This is a genomic window from Coleofasciculus sp. G3-WIS-01, assembly GCF_040223135.1.
Taxonomy (GTDB): domain Bacteria; phylum Cyanobacteriota; class Cyanobacteriia; order Cyanobacteriales; family Coleofasciculaceae; genus Coleofasciculus.
This window is the reverse complement of sequence record NZ_JAVJZI010000183.1, coordinates 53,472-72,042: the sequence shown is the minus strand read 5'-3', so window position 1 is coordinate 72,042 and position 18,571 is coordinate 53,472. Positions and strand designations below refer to the sequence as shown.

The 18,571-nt window shown below is 45.3% G+C and carries 23 protein-coding genes; 13 read left to right on the top strand and 10 right to left on the bottom strand.

What is annotated here, in order from left to right; genetic code table 11:
* Positions 1 to 7: 7 nt before the first annotated feature.
* The 3 genes from RIM23_RS18270 to RIM23_RS18260 all read left to right on the top strand — a co-directional run bounded on the left by RIM23_RS18270 (position 8) and on the right by RIM23_RS18260 (position 861).
* Positions 8 to 205, top strand: coding sequence for a hypothetical protein (locus tag RIM23_RS18270; protein ID WP_446368574.1), 198 nt, complete (start codon positions 8 to 10; stop codon positions 203 to 205).
* 264 nt (positions 206 to 469) lie between these two features.
* Positions 470 to 595, top strand: a complete 126-nt coding sequence (locus RIM23_RS18265; RefSeq protein ID WP_446368573.1) for a hypothetical protein — start codon at positions 470 to 472, stop codon at positions 593 to 595.
* A gap of 116 nt (positions 596 to 711) precedes the next feature.
* Complete coding sequence (locus RIM23_RS18260) at positions 712 to 861, top strand: after-VIT domain-containing protein (protein ID WP_446368628.1); 150 nt, start codon at positions 712 to 714, stop codon at positions 859 to 861.
* Between the two features lie 169 nt (positions 862 to 1,030).
* Here the strand turns inward: RIM23_RS18260 and rpsU are convergent, their stop codons facing one another.
* The 3 genes from rpsU to ppsA all read right to left on the bottom strand — a co-directional run bounded on the left by rpsU (position 1,031) and on the right by ppsA (position 4,067).
* On the bottom strand, positions 1,031 to 1,222 hold the full coding sequence (gene rpsU, locus RIM23_RS18255) for a 30S ribosomal protein S21 (protein WP_006103066.1): 192 nt from the start codon (positions 1,220 to 1,222) through the stop codon (positions 1,031 to 1,033).
* 321 nt (positions 1,223 to 1,543) lie between these two features.
* Positions 1,544 to 1,837, bottom strand: a complete 294-nt coding sequence (locus tag RIM23_RS18250) for an RNA recognition motif domain-containing protein (RefSeq protein WP_446334466.1) — start codon at positions 1,835 to 1,837, stop codon at positions 1,544 to 1,546.
* A 184-nt stretch (positions 1,838 to 2,021) separates the two neighbouring features.
* Entirely contained in the window at positions 2,022 to 4,067 is a 2,046-nt protein-coding gene (gene ppsA / locus RIM23_RS18245; protein ID WP_446368572.1) for a phosphoenolpyruvate synthase, read from the bottom strand.
* Positions 4,068 to 4,097: 30 nt separating this feature from the next.
* Between ppsA and RIM23_RS18240 the strand changes: the two genes are divergently transcribed.
* Positions 4,098 to 4,223 carry a hypothetical protein gene (locus RIM23_RS18240; protein WP_446368571.1) on the top strand — a complete coding sequence of 42 codons (126 nt, stop codon included), beginning with the start codon at positions 4,098 to 4,100 and terminating at the stop codon, positions 4,221 to 4,223.
* Between the two features lie 2 nt (positions 4,224 to 4,225).
* Here the strand turns inward: RIM23_RS18240 and gap are convergent, their stop codons facing one another.
* Together gap and RIM23_RS18230 are read right to left on the bottom strand one after the other, a co-directional pair.
* Entirely contained in the window at positions 4,226 to 5,245 is a 1,020-nt protein-coding gene (gene gap / locus RIM23_RS18235; protein WP_446368570.1) for a type I glyceraldehyde-3-phosphate dehydrogenase, read from the bottom strand.
* A 436-nt stretch (positions 5,246 to 5,681) separates the two neighbouring features.
* A complete protein-coding gene (locus tag RIM23_RS18230; protein ID WP_446368569.1) occupies positions 5,682 to 6,071 on the bottom strand; it encodes a PAS domain-containing protein in 390 nt (129 codons plus the stop codon).
* Positions 6,072 to 6,501: 430 nt separating this feature from the next.
* On the opposite strand from RIM23_RS18230, the gene RIM23_RS18225 reads away from it, so the two are divergent.
* Positions 6,502 to 6,765, top strand: coding sequence for a hypothetical protein (locus tag RIM23_RS18225; RefSeq protein ID WP_446368568.1), 264 nt, complete (start codon positions 6,502 to 6,504; stop codon positions 6,763 to 6,765).
* A gap of 366 nt (positions 6,766 to 7,131) precedes the next feature.
* Here RIM23_RS18225 and RIM23_RS18220 read toward each other — a convergent pair whose 3' ends face one another.
* Together RIM23_RS18220 and msrB are read right to left on the bottom strand one after the other, a co-directional pair.
* Positions 7,132 to 7,338, bottom strand: coding sequence for an RNA-binding S4 domain-containing protein (locus RIM23_RS18220; protein WP_446334470.1), 207 nt, complete (start codon positions 7,336 to 7,338; stop codon positions 7,132 to 7,134).
* A gap of 38 nt (positions 7,339 to 7,376) precedes the next feature.
* The gene (gene msrB, locus RIM23_RS18215; protein WP_446368567.1) at positions 7,377 to 7,823 is read right to left on the bottom strand and encodes a peptide-methionine (R)-S-oxide reductase MsrB; all 447 of its coding nucleotides are present in this window, start codon (positions 7,821 to 7,823) and stop codon (positions 7,377 to 7,379) included.
* 132 nt (positions 7,824 to 7,955) lie between these two features.
* Between msrB and RIM23_RS18210 the strand changes: the two genes are divergently transcribed.
* From RIM23_RS18210 to hetR, 4 genes are all read left to right on the top strand, one after another.
* Complete coding sequence (locus tag RIM23_RS18210; protein WP_446368566.1) at positions 7,956 to 9,791, top strand: FAD-dependent oxidoreductase; 1,836 nt, start codon at positions 7,956 to 7,958, stop codon at positions 9,789 to 9,791.
* Positions 9,792 to 9,815: 24 nt separating this feature from the next.
* Positions 9,816 to 9,980, top strand: coding sequence for a hypothetical protein (locus tag RIM23_RS18205; RefSeq protein WP_446368565.1), 165 nt, complete (start codon positions 9,816 to 9,818; stop codon positions 9,978 to 9,980).
* Positions 9,981 to 10,028: 48 nt separating this feature from the next.
* Positions 10,029 to 10,295 carry a heterocyst-inhibiting protein PatX gene (gene patX / locus RIM23_RS18200; RefSeq protein ID WP_446368564.1) on the top strand — a complete coding sequence of 89 codons (267 nt, stop codon included), beginning with the start codon at positions 10,029 to 10,031 and terminating at the stop codon, positions 10,293 to 10,295.
* A gap of 270 nt (positions 10,296 to 10,565) precedes the next feature.
* The gene (gene hetR, locus RIM23_RS18195; RefSeq protein WP_446368563.1) at positions 10,566 to 11,465 is read left to right on the top strand and encodes a heterocyst differentiation master regulator HetR; all 900 of its coding nucleotides are present in this window, start codon (positions 10,566 to 10,568) and stop codon (positions 11,463 to 11,465) included.
* A gap of 550 nt (positions 11,466 to 12,015) precedes the next feature.
* On the opposite strand, the gene RIM23_RS18190 is transcribed toward hetR, so the two are convergent.
* A complete protein-coding gene (locus tag RIM23_RS18190; protein WP_446368562.1) occupies positions 12,016 to 12,786 on the bottom strand; it encodes a TIGR00297 family protein in 771 nt (256 codons plus the stop codon).
* A 300-nt stretch (positions 12,787 to 13,086) separates the two neighbouring features.
* Here RIM23_RS18190 and RIM23_RS18185 point away from each other — a divergent pair, with 300 nt between their 5' ends.
* On the top strand, positions 13,087 to 13,515 hold the full coding sequence (locus RIM23_RS18185; RefSeq protein WP_446368561.1) for a VOC family protein: 429 nt from the start codon (positions 13,087 to 13,089) through the stop codon (positions 13,513 to 13,515).
* A 56-nt stretch (positions 13,516 to 13,571) separates the two neighbouring features.
* Here RIM23_RS18185 and RIM23_RS18180 read toward each other — a convergent pair whose 3' ends face one another.
* Entirely contained in the window at positions 13,572 to 14,177 is a 606-nt protein-coding gene (locus RIM23_RS18180) for an esterase/lipase family protein (RefSeq protein WP_446368560.1), read from the bottom strand.
* Positions 14,178 to 14,462: 285 nt separating this feature from the next.
* Between RIM23_RS18180 and RIM23_RS18175 the strand changes: the two genes are divergently transcribed.
* Both RIM23_RS18175 and RIM23_RS18170 read left to right on the top strand, forming a co-directional pair.
* A complete protein-coding gene (locus RIM23_RS18175; protein ID WP_446368559.1) occupies positions 14,463 to 14,786 on the top strand; it encodes a hypothetical protein in 324 nt (107 codons plus the stop codon).
* 13 nt (positions 14,787 to 14,799) lie between these two features.
* On the top strand, positions 14,800 to 15,081 hold the full coding sequence (locus tag RIM23_RS18170; RefSeq protein ID WP_446368558.1) for a hypothetical protein: 282 nt from the start codon (positions 14,800 to 14,802) through the stop codon (positions 15,079 to 15,081).
* Between the two features lie 821 nt (positions 15,082 to 15,902).
* On the opposite strand, the gene RIM23_RS18165 is transcribed toward RIM23_RS18170, so the two are convergent.
* A complete protein-coding gene (locus RIM23_RS18165) occupies positions 15,903 to 16,685 on the bottom strand; it encodes a hypothetical protein (RefSeq protein WP_446368557.1) in 783 nt (260 codons plus the stop codon).
* A 361-nt stretch (positions 16,686 to 17,046) separates the two neighbouring features.
* Here RIM23_RS18165 and gndA point away from each other — a divergent pair, with 361 nt between their 5' ends.
* A complete protein-coding gene (gndA, locus tag RIM23_RS18160) occupies positions 17,047 to 18,462 on the top strand; it encodes an NADP-dependent phosphogluconate dehydrogenase (RefSeq protein ID WP_446368556.1) in 1,416 nt (471 codons plus the stop codon).
* The last annotated feature ends 109 nt before the right edge of the window (positions 18,463 to 18,571 follow it).

Below are 18,571 nucleotides of genomic sequence, written 5' to 3'. Positions count from 1 at the left end.
TGCACGAATGAACATAACCAACCTATTAATTTTATCGGTTTGCCCTAGATTAGGTATTGGTAATTATCTGACACCGCGTACATTAGACGGGGGCGAGTCGAGACAAGTTAATTGGAGACACCGCCACATTTTCTCAGCGACTCGCCCCTACAATCTCGATAATCCCGATAATTCCAATTATCCCAGTAATCCTCACCATCCATAACCTTGCGGTAGAACCAGGAAATCTTGAGGAAGTTTTATGGTAAGCTGATAAACATTCAAAACACTTGATTCTGATTATGCAGTTAAAGTCTATCAAAGAAAAAAAAATCTTTTCAACGCTATAAAAGTTATATCCACCAGTCTGATCAGTGGTGCAATTGGACTAGAACTCTGGAATATTTATGCTTTATTCAGTGATCTGAGTGTCCCCACAATCCTTGAACCCATTTTTGGGCTAGAGCGTTTTGCCGTTACCATTCATTTAGTGGAGGCGATTATCGCGGCGGCTTGTGCGCCGACTCGACAAAAGACACCTATAGTCTATGCAACTTACACCTTCTTTGTGGGTACAGTGGGTTTGTTAGAGCTATTTGACAAGGAAGATGAGTAGACGTGGCGAAACTTTTCTACCTGTGTCATAAGTCTGGATTACCTAATAGTTAGAACTCAAAACTCTAAGCACTCCAAACTTTTTCAAGTTGAAGTGCGTAGTCTGGGTTACAATACCTGGATTTTCCGGCTGGTTTCACGGGTGAGATTATCTTTGAGTTGCAGGTTTTGGGTGGTGCGGTTCAACGAGTGATTCTCGACGATATCCAGTCCACTTTACAGGATACCGCCGTTGTCGATCCAATTCGGCGATCGCTCTTAGGTTGAATCGCACGCTCAGATGAGGCTGGTGGGCATTGCCCACCCTACGATATATCAAGGGTTTCGGCGCTCCAAAAATGCAAGCTTTTCAGTGCCATTCCTCTTAGATTGGTCTACTTGAGAATCGTTTACGGGAACGATTCTAGTTACCTTGCGAGTTCCATAGATACCGTTGTTAACGCCGTTTCCGATATCTGCGTTGTTGTCGGTGTCTGGCTATTTCCTTGCGTTTGTGCTTTTCCAAGGGAGTTTCAAAAAAGCGGTTCTTCTTCATGTCTGAGAAAATCCCTGCGCGAGATACTTTGCGCTTGAATCGTCTAAGTCCAGATTCAATTCCCTCGTTTTCTCCAATAATCACTTGAGCCATGCTTATCTCCTTTTAAGCTCAACACAAAAAGGGCAGACAATTACCTGCCCTCAAAATTCAAAAGCTATAATAATTTAATTCCTTATAGTTCCTAATTTCATAGAAAAATAAGGAATCAGCTTTTGAATCTCCCACCGCTAAATGCTTAACGTTATAGCGCTCTTGCCACAACGGTCAGGATGAGAAAATAACTTTTCTCACAAGGCGCGATTTATGTCACCACTCTCATCCAGTGTAGCGATATCAGTATGACACAAAAAACGAAACATTCACTATCCATCCCCACCGCACGAGATGAGTGGGGAATTGGAGCGATTTTACTTAGAAAGAGCTACGGCTATAGTCACCGCGATTTCCATTTCCATTGCTTCGTTCCCTTGGTCTTGCTTTGTTAACCTTCATTGAGCGTCCCATCCATTCAGCACCATCAAGGGTTTCAATGGCACTGTCTTCGTTAGAGTCAGACTCCATCTCCACAAAAGCGAACCCTCGTGGACGTCCGGTTTCACGATCTTTAGGTACACTCACGCGAGTGACGGTGCCGTATTCGGCAAAAACTTCCGTCAGATCCTCTTGAGTTACATCGTAGGACAAATTACCAACGTAAATAGACATAAGGCACTTCCTTTTACTGAACCTGTAGCGAGATAAATCGGAGAAGTGCCTGCGGACAAAATCGAAATCGAAAAAATCGAAACAAGCTTACTTACCGAAAATCAACCGTATCTAATCTAGCATCGATGGGGGGAATTTGGCAAGATATTTAACTTGTCTGGACTATTTCCCGCCAATCTACCCCTTATCTCTTACCTTCCTGTTGTGCGACTTGCTGCTTCACCTGACTCACACTATCCGGATTCAGGGAAATCGAATCAATTCCCGCTTCGACTAAAAACGCGGCAAAATCCGGATGATCGCTGGGTGCTTGTCCACAAATACCCACCTTGCGATCGCACTGATGCGCGGTTTTAATCAGTCGCCGGATCATTTTCTTGAGCGCCAGATTCCGTTCGTCAAATAAATGAGACAGATCTCCAGAATCTCGATCCACCCCTAAAACTAACTGAGTCAGGTCATTACTACCAATGGAGAAGCCATCAAAGCGTTCAGAAAACTCCTCCGCTAACTCCACATTAGAGGGAATTTTGGCAATTCCCCGGGCTAAATTATCGACAAAATATTCCGTCTTATCCTCATACCCCTGAGTCAAGTCCTGAATCTGCTGGCGTGCATCTTCATCCTCTAACTCATCCCAATGAATCAACGCCATGGGATGAATTTTAATCACATTATTGATAATAAACTCCATCCGTGCCAACCCAATGCCTTCACAGGGTAATCGCCACCAGCGAAACGCCGCATCCGGACTGGCAACATTCATCATAATTTGGGTTTGGGTTTTGGGAATTTCTTCCAGGTTGAGTTCCGATTCCTCATACTCTAATATTCCCTGATAAATCAAACCGCGATCGCCTTCGGCACAGGAAATAGTAATCTCTTGACCATTTTCTAAAGCGCTCGTTGCATCACCCGTTCCCACAATAGCGGGAATTCCTAACTCCCGACTCACAATTGCCGCATGACAGGTACGTCCTCCCTGATCGGTGACAATTCCGGCGGCTTTTTTCATAATCGGCACCCAATCGGGGTCAGTCATTCCTGTCACTAGGATAGTATTTTCTTCAAATCTGTCAATATCTGCGGCGCTCTTAATTCGGCATACTTTACCCGCCGCGATCGCATCCCCTATACTGAGTCCAGAAAGGATTTCTTTGCCCTTTTCCTTGAGGCTATAGGTTTTTAATGATCCGGCTTCTTTTTGAGATTGAACCGTTTCTGGACGGGCTGGCACGATAAACAAGTCGCCTGTATCCCCATCCTTTGCCCATTCCATATCCATGGGTTTTTGGTAATGGGCTTCAATCGCACTTGCCCATTGACCCAATTGTAAAATTTCCTCGTCATTCAAGACAAAAGAATTACGCTCTTGGGACGATGTGTCTATATTTTGCGTCGTCTCGCTTCCCCCTTTCGCGTAGATCATTTTCTGCTCTTTGGCGCCCTGTTTTTTCTCAATAATCGGCTTGAGATTGGCATCCTCTAATAATGGTTTAAACACCCGATACTCATCTGGCGTTACTGAACCCTGTACCACATTTTCACCTAATCCCCACGCCGCATCAATTACAACCACATCGGGAAAGCCAGTTTCGGTATCCAGGGAAAACATCACTCCAGCGCTAGATTTATCTGATCGCACCATCTTTTGCACCCCCACTGAAAGCGCCACTTTCAGATGGTCAAAGCCTTGCGCCTGTCTATAGCTAATCGCGCGATCGGTAAATAAGGAAGCATAACATTTACGACAGGCTTCTAGTAATTCTTCATAGCCAGTAACATTGAGAAATGTTTCCTGCTGACCCGCAAAACTTGCTTCCGGCAAATCCTCAGCCGTTGCGCTACTTCTAGCCGCGATATCTACATCTTGGGTATCATAGCGTTGACTGAGTTGGTCGTAAGCCTCACGAATTTTACTGGCAATGTCTTCGGGAAAGTCGGCAGAATGAAATAGCTTGCGGATAGATTTACCGACTTTTTCTAGAGGAGTTTTATCACTTTCTAGTTCCGATAAATGCGACTTTATTTTTTCATTTAGCTGGTTAGCCTCAAGGAATTTACGGTAGGCATCAGCAGTAGTAGCAAAGCCATCAGGTACACGAACGCCTTCATCTTTTAGGCTACGAATCATTTCACCTAATGAAGCATTCTTCCCCCCGACTATTGACACATCATCGGAGGTAAGATTCTCAAACCAACAAATGTACTGATTATTGTTGTTTGTCATAATTAACGTTAACAGAAATAAAATAGAAATATGAATGAAACAGTCTCTAAACTGGCAGAAGACTGGGCGGGTTTAGTCGCTTATGGGTGCAATCGAAACGATAGTAGTAAAACCCGCCCCTACAAGCCTACATTCAAATCAATCGCTAAGTCCTGAAATTAGCTAGTCGTTTGCTTGGTTTTTGATTCCTTGATCATGCGGACAGCTTCTTTAATCATCTGGGAAGCATATCCCCATTCATTGTCATACCAGCTCATGACTTTAACCAAGTCACCATCAACAACTTGCGTCATCGTCAAATCGACAATTGAAGCATGAGGATCTTGAACGATATCAGATGAAACAATTGGGTCTTCTGAAACAGCTAAAATGTCTTGATAGCGTTCGCTTCCAGCTTCTTCTTTGAAGACACTGTTAATTTCGTCAACGTTAGTTTGCTTTTCCGTGACGAAAATAATATCAGAAATAGAACCAACAGGAATCGGTGCCCGTACCGCCACCCCATCAAACTTATTTTGATATTGGGGAAGGACTTGGGTTGTCGCCACAGCCGCTCCTGTCGTGGTGGGGACTAAATTAGCCGCCGCCGCTCTACCACGCCGAAATTTCTTACTCGGTCCATCAACAATAGCTTGGGTAGAAGTATAAGCATGAATGGTTGTCATTATGGCTTTTTTAATCCCGATTCGGCGCCCCATAATTTCGACAACGGGAGTAATGCAATTGGTGGTGCAGCTAGCACAGGATACAATCTGATCCGATTCATTCGGCTGATTAACGCCATGTACGATTGTGGTGACTCCCTCACTTTTAGCCGGCGCAGAAAGAATCACCCGCTTAGCACCCGCCTGGATATGTTTTTCTAAATCGGGTTTTTTAGTAAAAATCCCCGTACATTCAAAGACAAGATCGACGCCTAAATCACGCCAAGGGAGTTGCGTTGGATCTTTTTCACTTAAGATTTTATAGGATTTGCCGTCAATAATTAGACTGTCCTTCGTACTGTCTACATTTTTATCATATTTGCCGTAAACAGTATCGTACCTGAGCAAATAAGCAAGATTATCGGGTGGGACTAAATCATTAATGGCAACGAGTTCTAAATCGGGATGATCAAGGGCAATCTTAAAAACAGCTCGACCAATTCTCCCGAAACCATTAATTGCTATCTTGGTCATGATTAAATCTCCTGTTAATTTTTGGTTATGAAGAGAATAGGTTGACCTGATGTACCAAGGAGGTTTATCTCAGCTAGCTATAACTCGTCCTACAGGTTAACCCTCTGGTAAGCTGACAAGCGCCAGCAACCTGTCACCCTTAACTTTAGATATGCAAAAAGCTGGTTATCGTCTGTCTGTGGGAAGAAATGACCAAGCTATATCCCTCAGACTTTTACCAGATGACACTGTACCGGAAAATTCCACATCTAGAAGCAGGCTCTAGCGTAGAAGCCAGAAGGCTTCAAGGAAAAAGTACCCTAGGGCTAAAGGGGGTTACTTCATCGGATTTGGTATCATTCTTTATTTTCGACAGATGAAGGAAGTGATAATCTAGATAGTGGCTACAATCTCACTTTCTTACCCCAGCGATCTCTCACGCTTGGGTTTTCCTGAGTCAGCCGATTGTCTTGGGTTCAAGTCCCGTTTGTTTCTCGAACATGGGATTGACTCCTAGGAAGCGGTAATCGACTGGTCTACCATTTTCATCGAACAGCATTTTGATGACGCAAAAGCCTTCATCAATGGATTCAAACACTGTGCGATAGCGTTCCTCTGAGCGGCGCAGGGTTTCTTCGGCAAGTTTGCGATCGCTAATATCAGTCAAAACGCCGGGAAAGGTAATCGCATTGCCGTTTACGTCGTATTCTACCTGTCCCCGGGCTATGACCCATCGCTGTTTTCCGTCAGCATCGCGGATGCGATACTCAGCTTCATAGTTTTCTCCGGTTGCGATCGCGTGTTCAATTCCGGCGGTGACTTGAGTTGGTTTTTTGCCAAACATCATCGGTAAAACCCGCCCCTACAACCTTGCTCCGGAAGCGCTCTCAACCCAAAACTTTCCCAATAACTAAACTTTTGTAACAGTATCTTCCCAATTTAGGGGCAATTTGGGGCGGTTCTATTTACAAATATTGATGTAAGTGTAAAGATTTAATTATATCTATTGAGCATTATGAAATTTAAGTAACCTAATGTATATAAAAAAAGATCGGGCAAGATCTAAAGCTGAAATTTCTCCGAAAAATCTGTGACATTAATCACAACGAAGCGTTTTAAAAATCACATCCTTTAAAGGAAACTATCACAGAACCCCGTGAGAATAATCACTATTTTTTAGGGATTAAATTACAGGAATTCCCCTAAAAATGAGAGATTATTTAACTATAACTTGGTTTATGGTCTAGATTGAGTTGAGAGTAAGCGGGGAACTAACCATGAAACTATTTGCCAATTATACGGTCAGCGAAGGAGATATAGAGCTTCTGTTAAAAGAGACAGATAAGGATGGGGATGTATCCTTCGAGGAGTGGGATGCAGATGTCTTATCCCATGACTGGGAGGCGGATGTTTTTATCGAGGAATGGGATGCAGATTATCCAGTAAATGATCACAATAGGGAGATCTGGTTTAATGACTGGAAGGAGTTTGAGACAAACTTAGACGACCTGCTAATTGACTGTCGCGAATGGGAACTATAAGCTATCTCTAAAATCCAACAGCTTCCCATTGATTTTTGTCTCTGACTTGATCAACCCAATTGCCCAATTTCTTAGGGGCATTACCCTGAACTCAATTCCTAATAATTAACAGCTTCTTGCCGTTAATCTCAATTCCTTAATACCGTAAATAACCCTACCTTCATTTTACAGGTTAGGGGAGGGCGGGTTGGGCAAATAGATTTATAAAACACCATTAAGCGCCTCTCACCCGCCCCGAAAAGCTCCTAAATACTTGTTGTATATGCAGGATTGCCCTATAAAAACAAGGACTCGCGTCTGGACAGTGGAGAGTTACCTCGCCATTTTTAAGCGGATATGACTAGCAAAATCTCCGATCAAACAGGGTTAGAGTGGAGTTCCAACCTTATAGGTTTCCCCTTGTACGCTTACTAAATCTCCTTCAACTAATTTACGTCCGCGCCGAGTTTCGATGATACCATTAACGGTCACATCACCTTCTTGAATCATCAGTTTGGCTTCGCCACCTGTGGACGCGATACCTACCCACTTGAGGAACTGATCTAACTTAATGGTTTGGATGGAGCTGGTCATGCCAAAATAGACAAATCGCTGATCATCTAAAAGTCAGGTTAGGCAGTTGCCGATTTATCAGTTTCCGCCTTAGATGCTGATTCTACCTGATCGGACTTGACAAAGTTTAGCGAGGCAGAATTTAGACAGTAACGCTGACCCGTTGGTGCTGGTCCATCATTAAATACATGACCTAAGTGAGCATCACAAGCTGCACAGAGGATCTCAGTGCGACGCATCCACAAAGTATTATCCGCTTCATATTTGACGTTTTCTTCATCAATCGGCGCCCAAAAACTGGGCCACCCTGTTCCAGAATCATATTTGGTCTTGGATGTGAACAAGTCATTGCCACAGCAGACACATTTGTAGATTCCCGGCTGCTTATTGTCGTGATACTCTCCGGTAAAGGCGCGTTCTGTTCCCTTCTGTCGGGTCACTTTGTATTGTTCCGGGGTAAGCTGTTGTTTCCAATCAGCGTCACTCTTTTGTACTTTCTGAATCATGGTTTTAGGTTCCTTAACTATGCGAATATCAGCTTATATTACTCATAATGTAACGGATTATTACAAAACGTATCTGTGACTTGACTCTGGTGTAGGTGTGATGATAATCACTATCCCCAACCCATTTTTTGTATGGCTGTGAATGAACTAACAACAGAAGTCTTAGTTGTCGGTGGTGGTACAGGTGGCACGAGTGCGGCAATCCAAGCGGCACGTCGAGGCGTCAAAACAATTCTAGTCAGCGAGTTTTCCTGGCTAGGAGGAATGCTGACGACAGCCGGTGTCTGTGCGCCCGATGGCAATGAATTAGCCGCGTGGCAAACGGGGTTATGGGGCGCATTTTTGCGAGAACTTCAACAGCGACAGCCCGGAGGACTCGATCATGGGTGGGTGAGTTTGTTTACCTACCAGCCTAGAATTGGCGCTCAAGTCTTTGCAGATTGGGTTCAAGCATTGCCCAACCTAAAGTGGATTGCGGGACAAACGCCCTTAGCGGTATTAAAAGCAGGGGATTGTGTAACTGGGGTGCGATTTGCTGATGTTGTGATTAACGCCAAAGTCACCCTAGACGCCACGGAATTGGGAGATGTGCTGGAATTAGCCGAGATTCCCTATGGTTGGGGTTGGGAGTTGCTCACGCGCTTTGGTGAACCGAGTGCGCCTGTTTCCTTCAATGACTTGACTCAACGCTATCCAGTTCAATCACCAACCTGGATAGTCATCCTCAAAGATTTTGGCACCGATACAGCCCCGGAAATTCCGCCCCCACCTCAATACAGCCCAGAACAGTTTATCGGGGCGTGGGAAGGCTATGGGGTGGAATCCTTTCTCAATTACGGACGCTTACCTGGGGGACTGTTTATGCTGAATTGGCCCCAATATGGCAATGATTATGGTGAGGGAGTTGGGCGCTTAGTGGAATCGGATGCATCCCGACAGCAGTTTCTCCAAGAAGCCCGTTGGCACACTCAAGGCTTTGCTAGTTTTATTCAATCTCAACTGGGACGGCGTTATGGTTTAGCCGATGATAGTTTCCCAAAGGCGTCCCTCGGTGGTGAGGCTTACGCCCTACATCCTTACTATCGAGAAAGTCGGCGTCTGGTGGGAGTGGTGACGTTGAAAGAACAAGATATTTTACCGATAGCAGGGGGTCAAGTTGCGCCTTTGCCCATCGATGAATCAGGGGCTTTTACCGGAATTGCTGTGGGCAATTATGCCAATGACCATCATTATCCTGGTTTTACCTTTCCCTTAGCCCCAAAATCCATCCGTTGGGGAGGGCGTTGGACGGGAGTGCCGTTTACGATTCCTTATGGTTGCCTTTTACCTGTGTTAATGGATGGTTTATTGGTCTGTGATAAAAATACTTCCGTCTCTCACATTGCCAATGGTTCGACAAGGTTGCAACCAGTGGTGATGAATCTAGGTCAAGCCGCAGGAATGGCGGCTGCGCTGTGTGTGGAACTTGGCTGTCAACCGAGGGAGTTACCCATCCGGCGTATTCAAGAGGCATTGTTGGGCGATGCTATTGCCCCTGCGGCTATGATTCCCTTATTCAACAAATCCCTTGATCATCCAGATTGGCGGTACTGGCAACGTTATTACTTGGATCATCCAGAAGAGTATCCCAGTTCTGGGATGGTTGAGGAGCCGGGGGAGCTTGTAGAGACGTTGCGGTGGAAGGTTTGGGAACATAGAAGCACAGGAGAATCTGCCCAATCACCAATCACCAATCACCAATCCCATGCCTTAATCTATTTCACTGGCATATTCCAACGCCGTGCTGAGCAGGATTACATTATTACCCTGAGCGAACCTGAAAGTTATGGGGGTCAAATTTGGATGTTGATTACGACACAATCTGATGTTAACCAGCAACTCCAGCATTATCCTGATCAGCAACAGCTACAAGGGTGGGGACGTTTTAATTCGGCGGGAAACTGGTTGCTGGTAAACAGTTTGCACTGATCAGCAATCAGTCTCCAAACATGGATGGGTATAACCATTGGCGTCAACTTAAGCGCCAAAAGCAGGGATTGTAGAGACGTGCCATGGCACGTCTGGGAACTGGAACAATTTGAAGATAAACTCGCTAGTGTACCATTAATCTTCACACAATCCACATTAACTCTGGCAGGAATTTTTCCTGAACCATGAGTAAAAAGTCCGTAACAGGGACTAGAAACCCTGACACGGACATCTGCTATGCGCTTTTACACTTGTGTTACTTTAGTGAGCCTGCTTACGCTCTCATTTGCTGTCCATGCTCATGATAGTCGCGATCGCTCAGTCTCACTTTTTCAGTCTACTCCTGCCCACTCGCTGTTGTCTCTAGTCAAAACTGGAGATGCTGGTCCTCAAGATCCTGAGACCAATCGCGGTGGACAACGGCGTTTCTTTACCTCCCAAGATACCTTCGTGCCCCAGATTTGTCACCGGGGTAGTGGACGGCGCGAATTTACTTGGGCATAGGCAGTAAGTGCCATTTGATATAATATATACTTTCCTGGAAGAATTTTACCCCCTAGTTGTGACCCACCCAGGGGGTCTTCCAGTTGGCGGTATCTCCTAGGTTGTTTATAATCCAGTCTATAATCTAAGGAGAATTTAGACTTTAATATTAGGGTGCTTTAAGTAAGCGCATGTTTTGCTTCTTGAGTTGGACTCGCTGGTTTAGGTGAAGCCGTGGGTTCGCCATTACCTTTATTCTTTTGTACCCATGCGATGTGACCGCTCCCTAAAATGACTAATCATCTCGATCTGATCAAAAGCCTCAGCCCCAGCGCCATGGATCAGATTATGATATATCTGGCTTTCAGCGCAATGAGAACCAGTGGACACCGACATGGGGCATTTCTAGATGCGGCAGCAACGGCTGCTAAATGTGCGATTTACACGACTTATTTGGAACAGGGTGAAAATATCCGGATGACCGGACATTTACACCATATTGAGCCAAAACGGGTCAAGGTTATTGTTGAAGAAGTTAGACAGGCATTAACAGAAGGAAAACTGCTGAAGATGCTGGGGTCTCAAGAACCCCGCTATTTGATTCAGTTTCCTTATGTGTGGATGGATCAGTATCCCTGGCAACCTGGGCGATCGCGGATTTCTGGCACTAGCCTGCACAGGGAAGAAAAACGCATCATTGAGGAAAAATTACCGGATCATCTCCCCGATGCCCAGGTGGTCAGTTCTTTACAGTTTATGGAATTGATTGAGTTTCTGCACAGTCGTTCTCAGGAAGATTTACCTCCGGAACGACAAGCGCCTCTTTCTGAAGCCATGGCAGAACATATCAAACGACGCTTACTGTATTCGGGAACAGTGACGCGCATTGATTGTCCCTGGGGTTTACCCTATTATGCCCTGACCAGTGCATCTTATTCGCCCGTAGATGGCAAAGAACGTACCTACACGGTGGTGGAGGATACGGCGCAGTATTTCCGGTTGATGAAAGAGTGGGCAGAACGTCAGCAGCATGTGATGCGGGTTTTGGAGGAGTTGGATATTCCACCGGAAAATATTGACCAAGCGATAACGGAACTTGATGAAATTATTCGCGCTTGGGCGGATAAATATCATCGCGATGATGGTAAACCGATGGTTTTACAAATGGTGTTTGGTCGGCAAATAGAATAGTTATTTGTCATTTGTCATTGATTATTTGTCCTTGGTTATTTATAACTGAGGACTTTTCTATCAAGATGTGGGGGTCTGGGGGAGCAAGGGGGTCAACAAGTATGACCTCAATAAATATTGCAGGGTACTCAGGGAACAGTTTGAATGGTGCAAAAAGCGGGTCTTCCGTACTTAGTGTGCTAAACTATCAGTTTTAATATCTTAAAAGCAATCACCATAAAGAATGTAGCGCCTAAGCCCCTCAAAACAACTTGAAATTAGGGGATAAATGGCTAAAGCTCTTGCTGTCGAATATTTTAGCAACTCAAACTAACAATTTAGCACACCAACTACGGAAGACCCGATATCAACGCCGCCATCAACATTTTGATGAAGGCATTACAAGGTCTGGCACAACTACCGAGGGGCACTCGGAAAGTAACGCCTGGGGATGAGATGACCCTCTGCTTGGATGGGGAAACCCAAAAAAGTAAGGTTGCTCGACGAGCCAGGAACCCCCGTCAGCGATGATGGGAATCCCCACCTTCAACGAAGTAAGGTGGGGAGGATGTCAACCAGGTAATCCCATGATACTGTGCCAGATGATGACAAAAAGGATAGCCGCGATCGCACCAATTAATGTATTGATAAAATTCACGACTTCGTTGGTCATCCATTCGACCTGAGATTGCCAGGTGGCACCAATCACACTTTCCAAGTTGGTGGCAATAAAGGCGGCGAATACACAAAACCAGACCCCTGTCAAGTCTATAAAGCCAATGCCCCAACCCAGAAACGCGATCGCAGCCGAGGCGACAGCCCCTGCTAAGGTTCCTTCTAAGCTGACTGCGCCTTCGGTTCCGGGGGAGACGGGTTGTAAGGTGGTGATTAAAAAGGTGCGCTTACCGTAGGCTTTACCCACCTCACTGGCGGTAGTATCAGAAAGCTTAGTGGCGAAACTAGCGACAAAACCCAGTAGGAGGAAACTGCGATAGGGTTCATCCAGGAAAAGAACGCCCACCGCGCAAAGCGTACCCGTTAAAGCTGAACCCCAGACATTTTCCGGTCCTCTAGCGCCCGAACGCTTTTCAGCAATCCCCGCCGCTTCTTTTTGTGCCATACCGATGCGGGTAACAGCAGAACCGACAAGAAAATAAACCATCACAATCAGATACCCTTGCCAGCCTAAGGTTCCCCAAATCAAAATCCCCAACGCCCCGGCGTGGAGAAGTCCAGCCGGGGTGAGGAGTTGCTTGGGGATCAGCCACGCGATCGCTAATAATATTGTATTTAAGAGGACGGCAATCAGCCAAGGATTAAGAGAATTGAGTGTTGCAAACATTGCTGAGTTTTGAGTTTGATTGTGTAAGGGCGGGTTTTATTACTATCGTTTCTTACCTCACAAGGGATGTAAATCGCGCCCGCCCTGAGTGAGTGCTTTGAGTTTTGTGTCAGGGCGGATTTTACTATTATCGTTTCTGATAACCCAGATGCGACTAAACCTGCCCAGACCCCACAATGGCATATATTAAGGGTTAAGAGGATGTTTCCGGGTGTATAGTAGGCAACAGTTTTTGGTATGCAATCGATGCATAACTGTTTAGGATGATTATCGGATTAGGCAAAACTTAAATTAATAGCAATGAATCCCATTCTCTTCCATTTAGCATTTCCCGTTAGTGATATTGAGCAAACCAAAGAGTATTATGGCAGAGGACTCGGCTGTGATATTGGGCGAGAAACCCGTCAAGCGGTCATTTTAAACTTATATGGGCATCAACTGGTAGCCCATCTCACCGATGAACCCTTAACACCACAACGGGGGATTTATCCGCGTCACTTTGGTTTAATTTTTACCGCAGAAGCCGATTGGCAAGCTTTATGCGATCGCGCCCAACAGCAGCAGCTTCAATTCTATCAGCAACCGAAGCGACGCTTTCCAGGTGATGTGACTGAACATCGCACTTTTTTCTTACAAGACCCATTTTATAATTTAATGGAGTTTAAATTTTATGCTCATCCAGAGGCAATTTTTGGTAGTCACGAGTTAGCCGCGATCGGCGATGGATGATTAGTCATTTGTCAATCCTTAAAATAGGGCTAAAGCCCTTACTACAAACTACGCAGCTAATTTGCCTTCTGAATCCGATAAAAGGGTTCTGATAAAGCAGAAGCTACCGCTTGCATACTGTGGGAATTTATCACCATACAAGCATGGGCAAGAACTGAAACTTTCACATCTTTACCCACGGGCATTTGTGAACTATTACCCGGAACAATAATAAAATCCCACGGTGTCCAAATTGATGTAAAATTAAGGCATTCTAACATTTTGACATCTCGGTTTAAATCCTCTATTAAAGGACTTTTTGGACGCATTTGTACGCAGGCGCGACGGTTCAATAGGTAGGCTAACCAGGTGCCGTGATGGGGGGCGGCAATGGTAATATAACGCTGCACTCGGTCAATTCCACCTAATCGCTGGACATAATAGCGGGTGACGAGTCCCCCCATACTTAAACCGACTAAATCAATGGGTTGATTTTGGGGAAAGGTTTGGTTAATAAAATCGGCTAATTGGGCAGCCATTTCGTCTAAACCCAATGTAGCATTATTGGGTTTAAGGTCAATACTATAAACAGAAAAACCCTTTTTCCTAAGGTAGGGAGAGAGTTTGCGAAAAACAGATGAGGTGCGGAAAATACCGTGAACGAGAACAACTGGATTAGTCATTTTTCATACTCAAGGAAGCCAGAAGCAAGCTACGTCATTTGCTAGTAACAGGGAACAGGTAATTAACAGTATTTTCTGCTATCTTCTCCCCTCTACTTTATCAAACGTTTTCTCTAAGATATTCAATCCCTCTGCGTACTCTGCGGAACCCTCTGCGTACTCTGCGTTAAAAATAGACAATTGTATCTATTAATAGCATTACACTGGGCGCAAGGATAGTACCCCTACAATATAATTTCAGTATCATTCATCTTAAAATTAATTTGTCGAGATTAGCCTATAAAAATGATAACAGCCGTTCAAGTTGCGATCGCGGGGGAGGCTGCTGAACCCGCCGTGTCTGAATTGATGGCGATTCCGGGATTATCGGTATCCTATGAAGCCCAAACTCAAAAAGAGGGAACCATAGCCGTAATTGCCACGATTGTCGGCATTGCTGGCGGAACCGTGGCGCTAGCCGAACAAATTCGCAAGTGGTATCAGGAATGGAAGCAATCCCAGTCAGGACAAACCTTTGATGTAGTGATTCAAAGTCCCACCGGGCGCATTGTCCTGGAAGATGCCACAATTGAGGAAATTTGTCAAGTCCTAAAAGCCTTGGAACAGTAGTCGTGCATTACGGTTGTATAGTCAGGGAGAATGTCCGGGGGCGTTAGTAGAACCCTTAGGGGATGCGGTGTGGTGTGCGCCCGAACCCGCCTATTATCAATTTTTAGACCCCAGAACCCAATTAATCCGGGTGGCGACAGCCCAGGAATTTGTCGGGCGGCGGCAGGTATTACAGCGCTGTTTGCGGAAGCTGCGGAATACGGGGAATTTGGGGGTGTTGATGTATGGCTTGGGGGGTGTGGGGAAGAGTAGCGTGGCGGCGCGATTGTTGGAGAGGGTGGGGAAGTGGTGTTGAGTTGTCGCCAAACACGGTAATAAGTATCCCCCCTAGCCCCCTTTGAAAGGGGGGGACAAGAAATTGCATCCTTTGAAAGGGGGGGACAAGAAATTGCATCCTTTGAAAGGGGGGGACAAGAAATTGCATCCTTTGAAAGGGGGGGACCAGAAATTGCATCCTTTGAAAGGGGGGGACAAGAAATTGCATCCTTTGAAAGGGGGGGACCAGAAATTGCATCCTTTGAAAGGGGGGGACCAGAAATTGCATCCTTTGAAAGGGGGGGACCAGAAAGTAAGCCAAGTCATTTAAGGGGACAATAAAAAATTAATCAAAATCCCCCTTTGAATAAATCAATTAATCAAAGTCCCCCTTTCAAAGGGGGATTTAGGGGGATTTCAACGTTGATTGCGTAGTCACAAGCTTTGGCTGATGAAGGGATACCGTTAGGACTTTTTGCCAAGGAAAGCAGTCAATCGAATTAACCAGAGTCTATAGGCGCACACTTTCTCTGATTATACTGTTTATTGAATCATAGAAACCGTTTTTTTGTCAACCCGTTTAATCATAAAAAACCCGTTCTGATACAAGGATTTTAGGACAGGGCGACCCGACCGACTTGATTAACTTTTCACGGGAAATCAATCATGAAACCTGCGAATCGGGGCGGGTTTAGTCGCATCCCTTGTGCAACCGAAGAGATAATTGTGAAACCCGCCCCTACAGGGTCACCTGTCAAGTTTATTTCACCATTTTAGCTGTGTCAAAATTAATCTCTGTCGTGAGAAAAAGCTTAACAATTCATACCGGATACATTGAGGCTAATCTTCCCGCATCCGGCTTTAATTTTTCGCCGGAATAAAATTATCATGGAGACTGACCAACCCATCCCCATAGATAACTTTAATTTCATGCTCACGTCCATCTTCCCCAGAAAGGGTATAAATAAACTGCTGACGCTCAGACTCTAAGCCAGTAAACTGATAATTGAGTGAGTCTAAAGAGAATAAGTCCTCATATTGTGATTGAATTGCCTTCAAATCCTCTTGACCAAACAAGGTTTCCTCAAGATTTAAAACTTTGCCCAGCTTTTCAATGTCTTGGCTTTGAATGGCATCGATATACCGTTCAACTAAACGATTCACGTAAACGGAATAGAACAAAAATGGGTCATCTAAGCGAATAGTTTGATCTTGATAAACAGCAATCGACTTACTCATCCCGCTAGGGGTAGAGATGCGGTAAGTAAAGCGTTGAATCGGAGTTTTATCGCCTGTTTCCCCCAATTGTTCAATACCCAGACGCTCAAAATCAGTAATCTCTTCCCCTTGGAAATAAGCCTGATAATGCTCAAGTGCAGCTTGCACATTTTCAGAGACGCGATCGCGTTCCATCAAATAGGGCATAAAGAACTCAACATTTTCCTGATTAATTGCCTCAATTGTGGCAGCAATTAACGCATCAGCTGCTGCGGGTGTTAGGGGTTTAGCTATTTGAGCGTCGGGAACTTGAGTTAGAGTTTCCGCTGCTACTGTTTCCCCTCGACTAGAAACTGTTTCACCTTGAGAGCATCCAAAAAACAGAACGCTGGATAGACTAATAATCAAAACAATAAACTTATTCATGCTCGAATCGGGTAAAGGGTCATTTCATTTGCCTTTGCTGATGAAGGGATACAGCTAGGGATTCTTCGCCCAACAAAGCAGTCAATGGCACAAACTCCAGCCTATAGGCGCACACCTTCTCCGACAATACTATTTATTAAATCACAAAAACGCTTTTTTTGTCAACTCAGTTCTCAGAGAGTCAATAAAAGTAGTCGATTCTTGTTTCCATCTCTAGCGAGATTGCCAGGTTTGAGGTTTTGTGTACTCTAGTTGAAGCATACTCATAATGCAAATTTTACAAGATTCCGCCGCAGGGCAGGCTACCCTGTAGGGGAAATAAACACGATTACACGTTCAATTACATTCTGACGAGAGATATATGACACAACCAAGCTTCGGAGTCATCGGTTTAGCTGTGATGGGAGAAAACCTGGCGCTCAATGTGGAAAGTCGCGGTTTTCCGGTGGCGGTGTACAACCGGACTAGCTCGAAAACAGAAGAATTTATGGCAAAGCGTGGCTCGGATAAAAACGTCACCGCCGCCTATTCCCTAGAAGATTTTGTCAAAACCTTGGCACGTCCCCGTAAAATCCTGGTGATGGTCAAAGCAGGCAAACCAGTTGATATTGTCATCGATCAACTCAAACCCCTACTCGAACCGGGCGATATGATTATCGATGGCGGGAACTCCCTCTACCAAGACACCGAACGCCGCACCAAAGACTTAGAAGCCACAGGACTCGGCTTTGTCGGAATGGGAGTCAGTGGTGGCGAAGAAGGAGCGCTCCATGGTCCTAGCTTGATGCCAGGAGGCACCGATACGGCATATAAAGAGTTAGAACCCATTTTGACCAAAATTGCCGCTCAGGTGGATGATGGACCCTGTGTCACCTACATTGGTCCTGGGGGTGCAGGTCATTATGTGAAGATGGTGCATAACGGGATTGAGTATGGCGATATGCAGCTCATTGCCGAAGCCTATGATTTGCTCAAAAATGGCTTAGGATTGGATCACAAGCAGCTTCATCAGGTGTTTTCCGAATGGAATACGACCGATGAGCTAAATTCTTTTTTAATTGAAATTACGGCGGATATCTTTAAGTACATTGACCCGGATACGAATCAGCCTCTGGTTGATTTGATTCTGGATTCTGCCGGACAAAAGGGAACCGGACGCTGGACGGTGGTCAGTTCTCTAGAATTAGGTGTACCGATTCCCACCATGTACGCGGCGGTGAATGCGCGGGTAATTTCGTCCTATAAACAGGAACGGGTAGCGGCAGCGAAGGAGCTTACAGGTACTACGGGTAAGTATGATGGAGATAGCCAAGGGTTTATCAACAAAGTCCGTGACGCTCTCTACTGCTCAAAAATGTGTTCTTATGCTCAAGGAATGGTATTGTTGGGTAAGGCATCACAGGAGTTTAATTACAACCTGAACTTGGCAGAAACTGCCCGGATTTGGAAAGGGGGTTGTATTATTCGGGCGGGATTCCTGGATAAGATTAAAAACGCCTTCAATGAGAATCCAAAACTGCCGAATTTACTATTAGCGCCAGAGTTTAAGCAAACGATTCTGGATCGGCAAGAGGCTTGGCGGGACGTGCTGGTGGTTTCTAACCAGTTGGGAATCCCGGTTCCAGCCTTTAGTGCGTCGTTGGATTACTTCGACAGCTATCGGCGCGATCGCTTACCGCAAAACTTGACCCAGGCACAGCGCGACTACTTTGGCGCTCATACATATCAGCGAACCGACAAGGAAGGGGTTTTCCATACCGAATGGGCGCAGTCGTAGAGACATGACCTGTCGCGTCGGTTAAAACTGGTAGTTTGCACCATTTTTAGTTAGCCCCGACAGCAGCCAAGAACTCAAGTTCTTGGCTTATAACGCAAGTCGGTTGAAA

Bases quoted from the DNA above. Each gene is read 5' to 3' on its own strand.
- RIM23_RS18270 (WP_446368574.1), top strand. From the start codon at position 8: ATGAACATAACCAACCTATTAATTTTATCGGTTTGCCCTAGATTAGGT.
- rpsU (WP_006103066.1), bottom strand. From the start codon at position 1,222: ATGGCTCAAGTGATTATTGGAGAAAACGAGGGAATTGAATCTGGACTT.
- RIM23_RS18250 (WP_446334466.1), bottom strand. From the start codon at position 1,837: ATGTCTATTTACGTTGGTAATTTGTCCTACGATGTAACTCAAGAGGAT.
- ppsA (WP_446368572.1), bottom strand. From the start codon at position 4,067: ATGACAAACAACAATAATCAGTACATTTGTTGGTTTGAGAATCTTACC.
- RIM23_RS18240 (WP_446368571.1), top strand. From the start codon at position 4,098: ATGAATGAAACAGTCTCTAAACTGGCAGAAGACTGGGCGGGTTTAGTC.
- gap (WP_446368570.1), bottom strand. From the start codon at position 5,245: ATGACCAAGATAGCAATTAATGGTTTCGGGAGAATTGGTCGAGCTGTT.
- RIM23_RS18230 (WP_446368569.1), bottom strand. From the start codon at position 6,071: ATGATGTTTGGCAAAAAACCAACTCAAGTCACCGCCGGAATTGAACAC.
- RIM23_RS18225 (WP_446368568.1), top strand. From the start codon at position 6,502: ATGAAACTATTTGCCAATTATACGGTCAGCGAAGGAGATATAGAGCTT.
- RIM23_RS18220 (WP_446334470.1), bottom strand. From the start codon at position 7,338: ATGACCAGCTCCATCCAAACCATTAAGTTAGATCAGTTCCTCAAGTGG.
- msrB (WP_446368567.1), bottom strand. From the start codon at position 7,823: ATGATTCAGAAAGTACAAAAGAGTGACGCTGATTGGAAACAACAGCTT.
- RIM23_RS18210 (WP_446368566.1), top strand. From the start codon at position 7,956: ATGGCTGTGAATGAACTAACAACAGAAGTCTTAGTTGTCGGTGGTGGT.
- RIM23_RS18205 (WP_446368565.1), top strand. From the start codon at position 9,816: ATGGGTATAACCATTGGCGTCAACTTAAGCGCCAAAAGCAGGGATTGT.
- patX (WP_446368564.1), top strand. From the start codon at position 10,029: ATGCGCTTTTACACTTGTGTTACTTTAGTGAGCCTGCTTACGCTCTCA.
- hetR (WP_446368563.1), top strand. From the start codon at position 10,566: ATGACTAATCATCTCGATCTGATCAAAAGCCTCAGCCCCAGCGCCATG.
- RIM23_RS18190 (WP_446368562.1), bottom strand. From the start codon at position 12,786: ATGTTTGCAACACTCAATTCTCTTAATCCTTGGCTGATTGCCGTCCTC.
- RIM23_RS18185 (WP_446368561.1), top strand. From the start codon at position 13,087: ATGAATCCCATTCTCTTCCATTTAGCATTTCCCGTTAGTGATATTGAG.
- RIM23_RS18180 (WP_446368560.1), bottom strand. From the start codon at position 14,177: ATGACTAATCCAGTTGTTCTCGTTCACGGTATTTTCCGCACCTCATCT.
- RIM23_RS18175 (WP_446368559.1), top strand. From the start codon at position 14,463: ATGATAACAGCCGTTCAAGTTGCGATCGCGGGGGAGGCTGCTGAACCC.
- RIM23_RS18165 (WP_446368557.1), bottom strand. From the start codon at position 16,685: ATGAATAAGTTTATTGTTTTGATTATTAGTCTATCCAGCGTTCTGTTT.
- gndA (WP_446368556.1), top strand. From the start codon at position 17,047: ATGACACAACCAAGCTTCGGAGTCATCGGTTTAGCTGTGATGGGAGAA.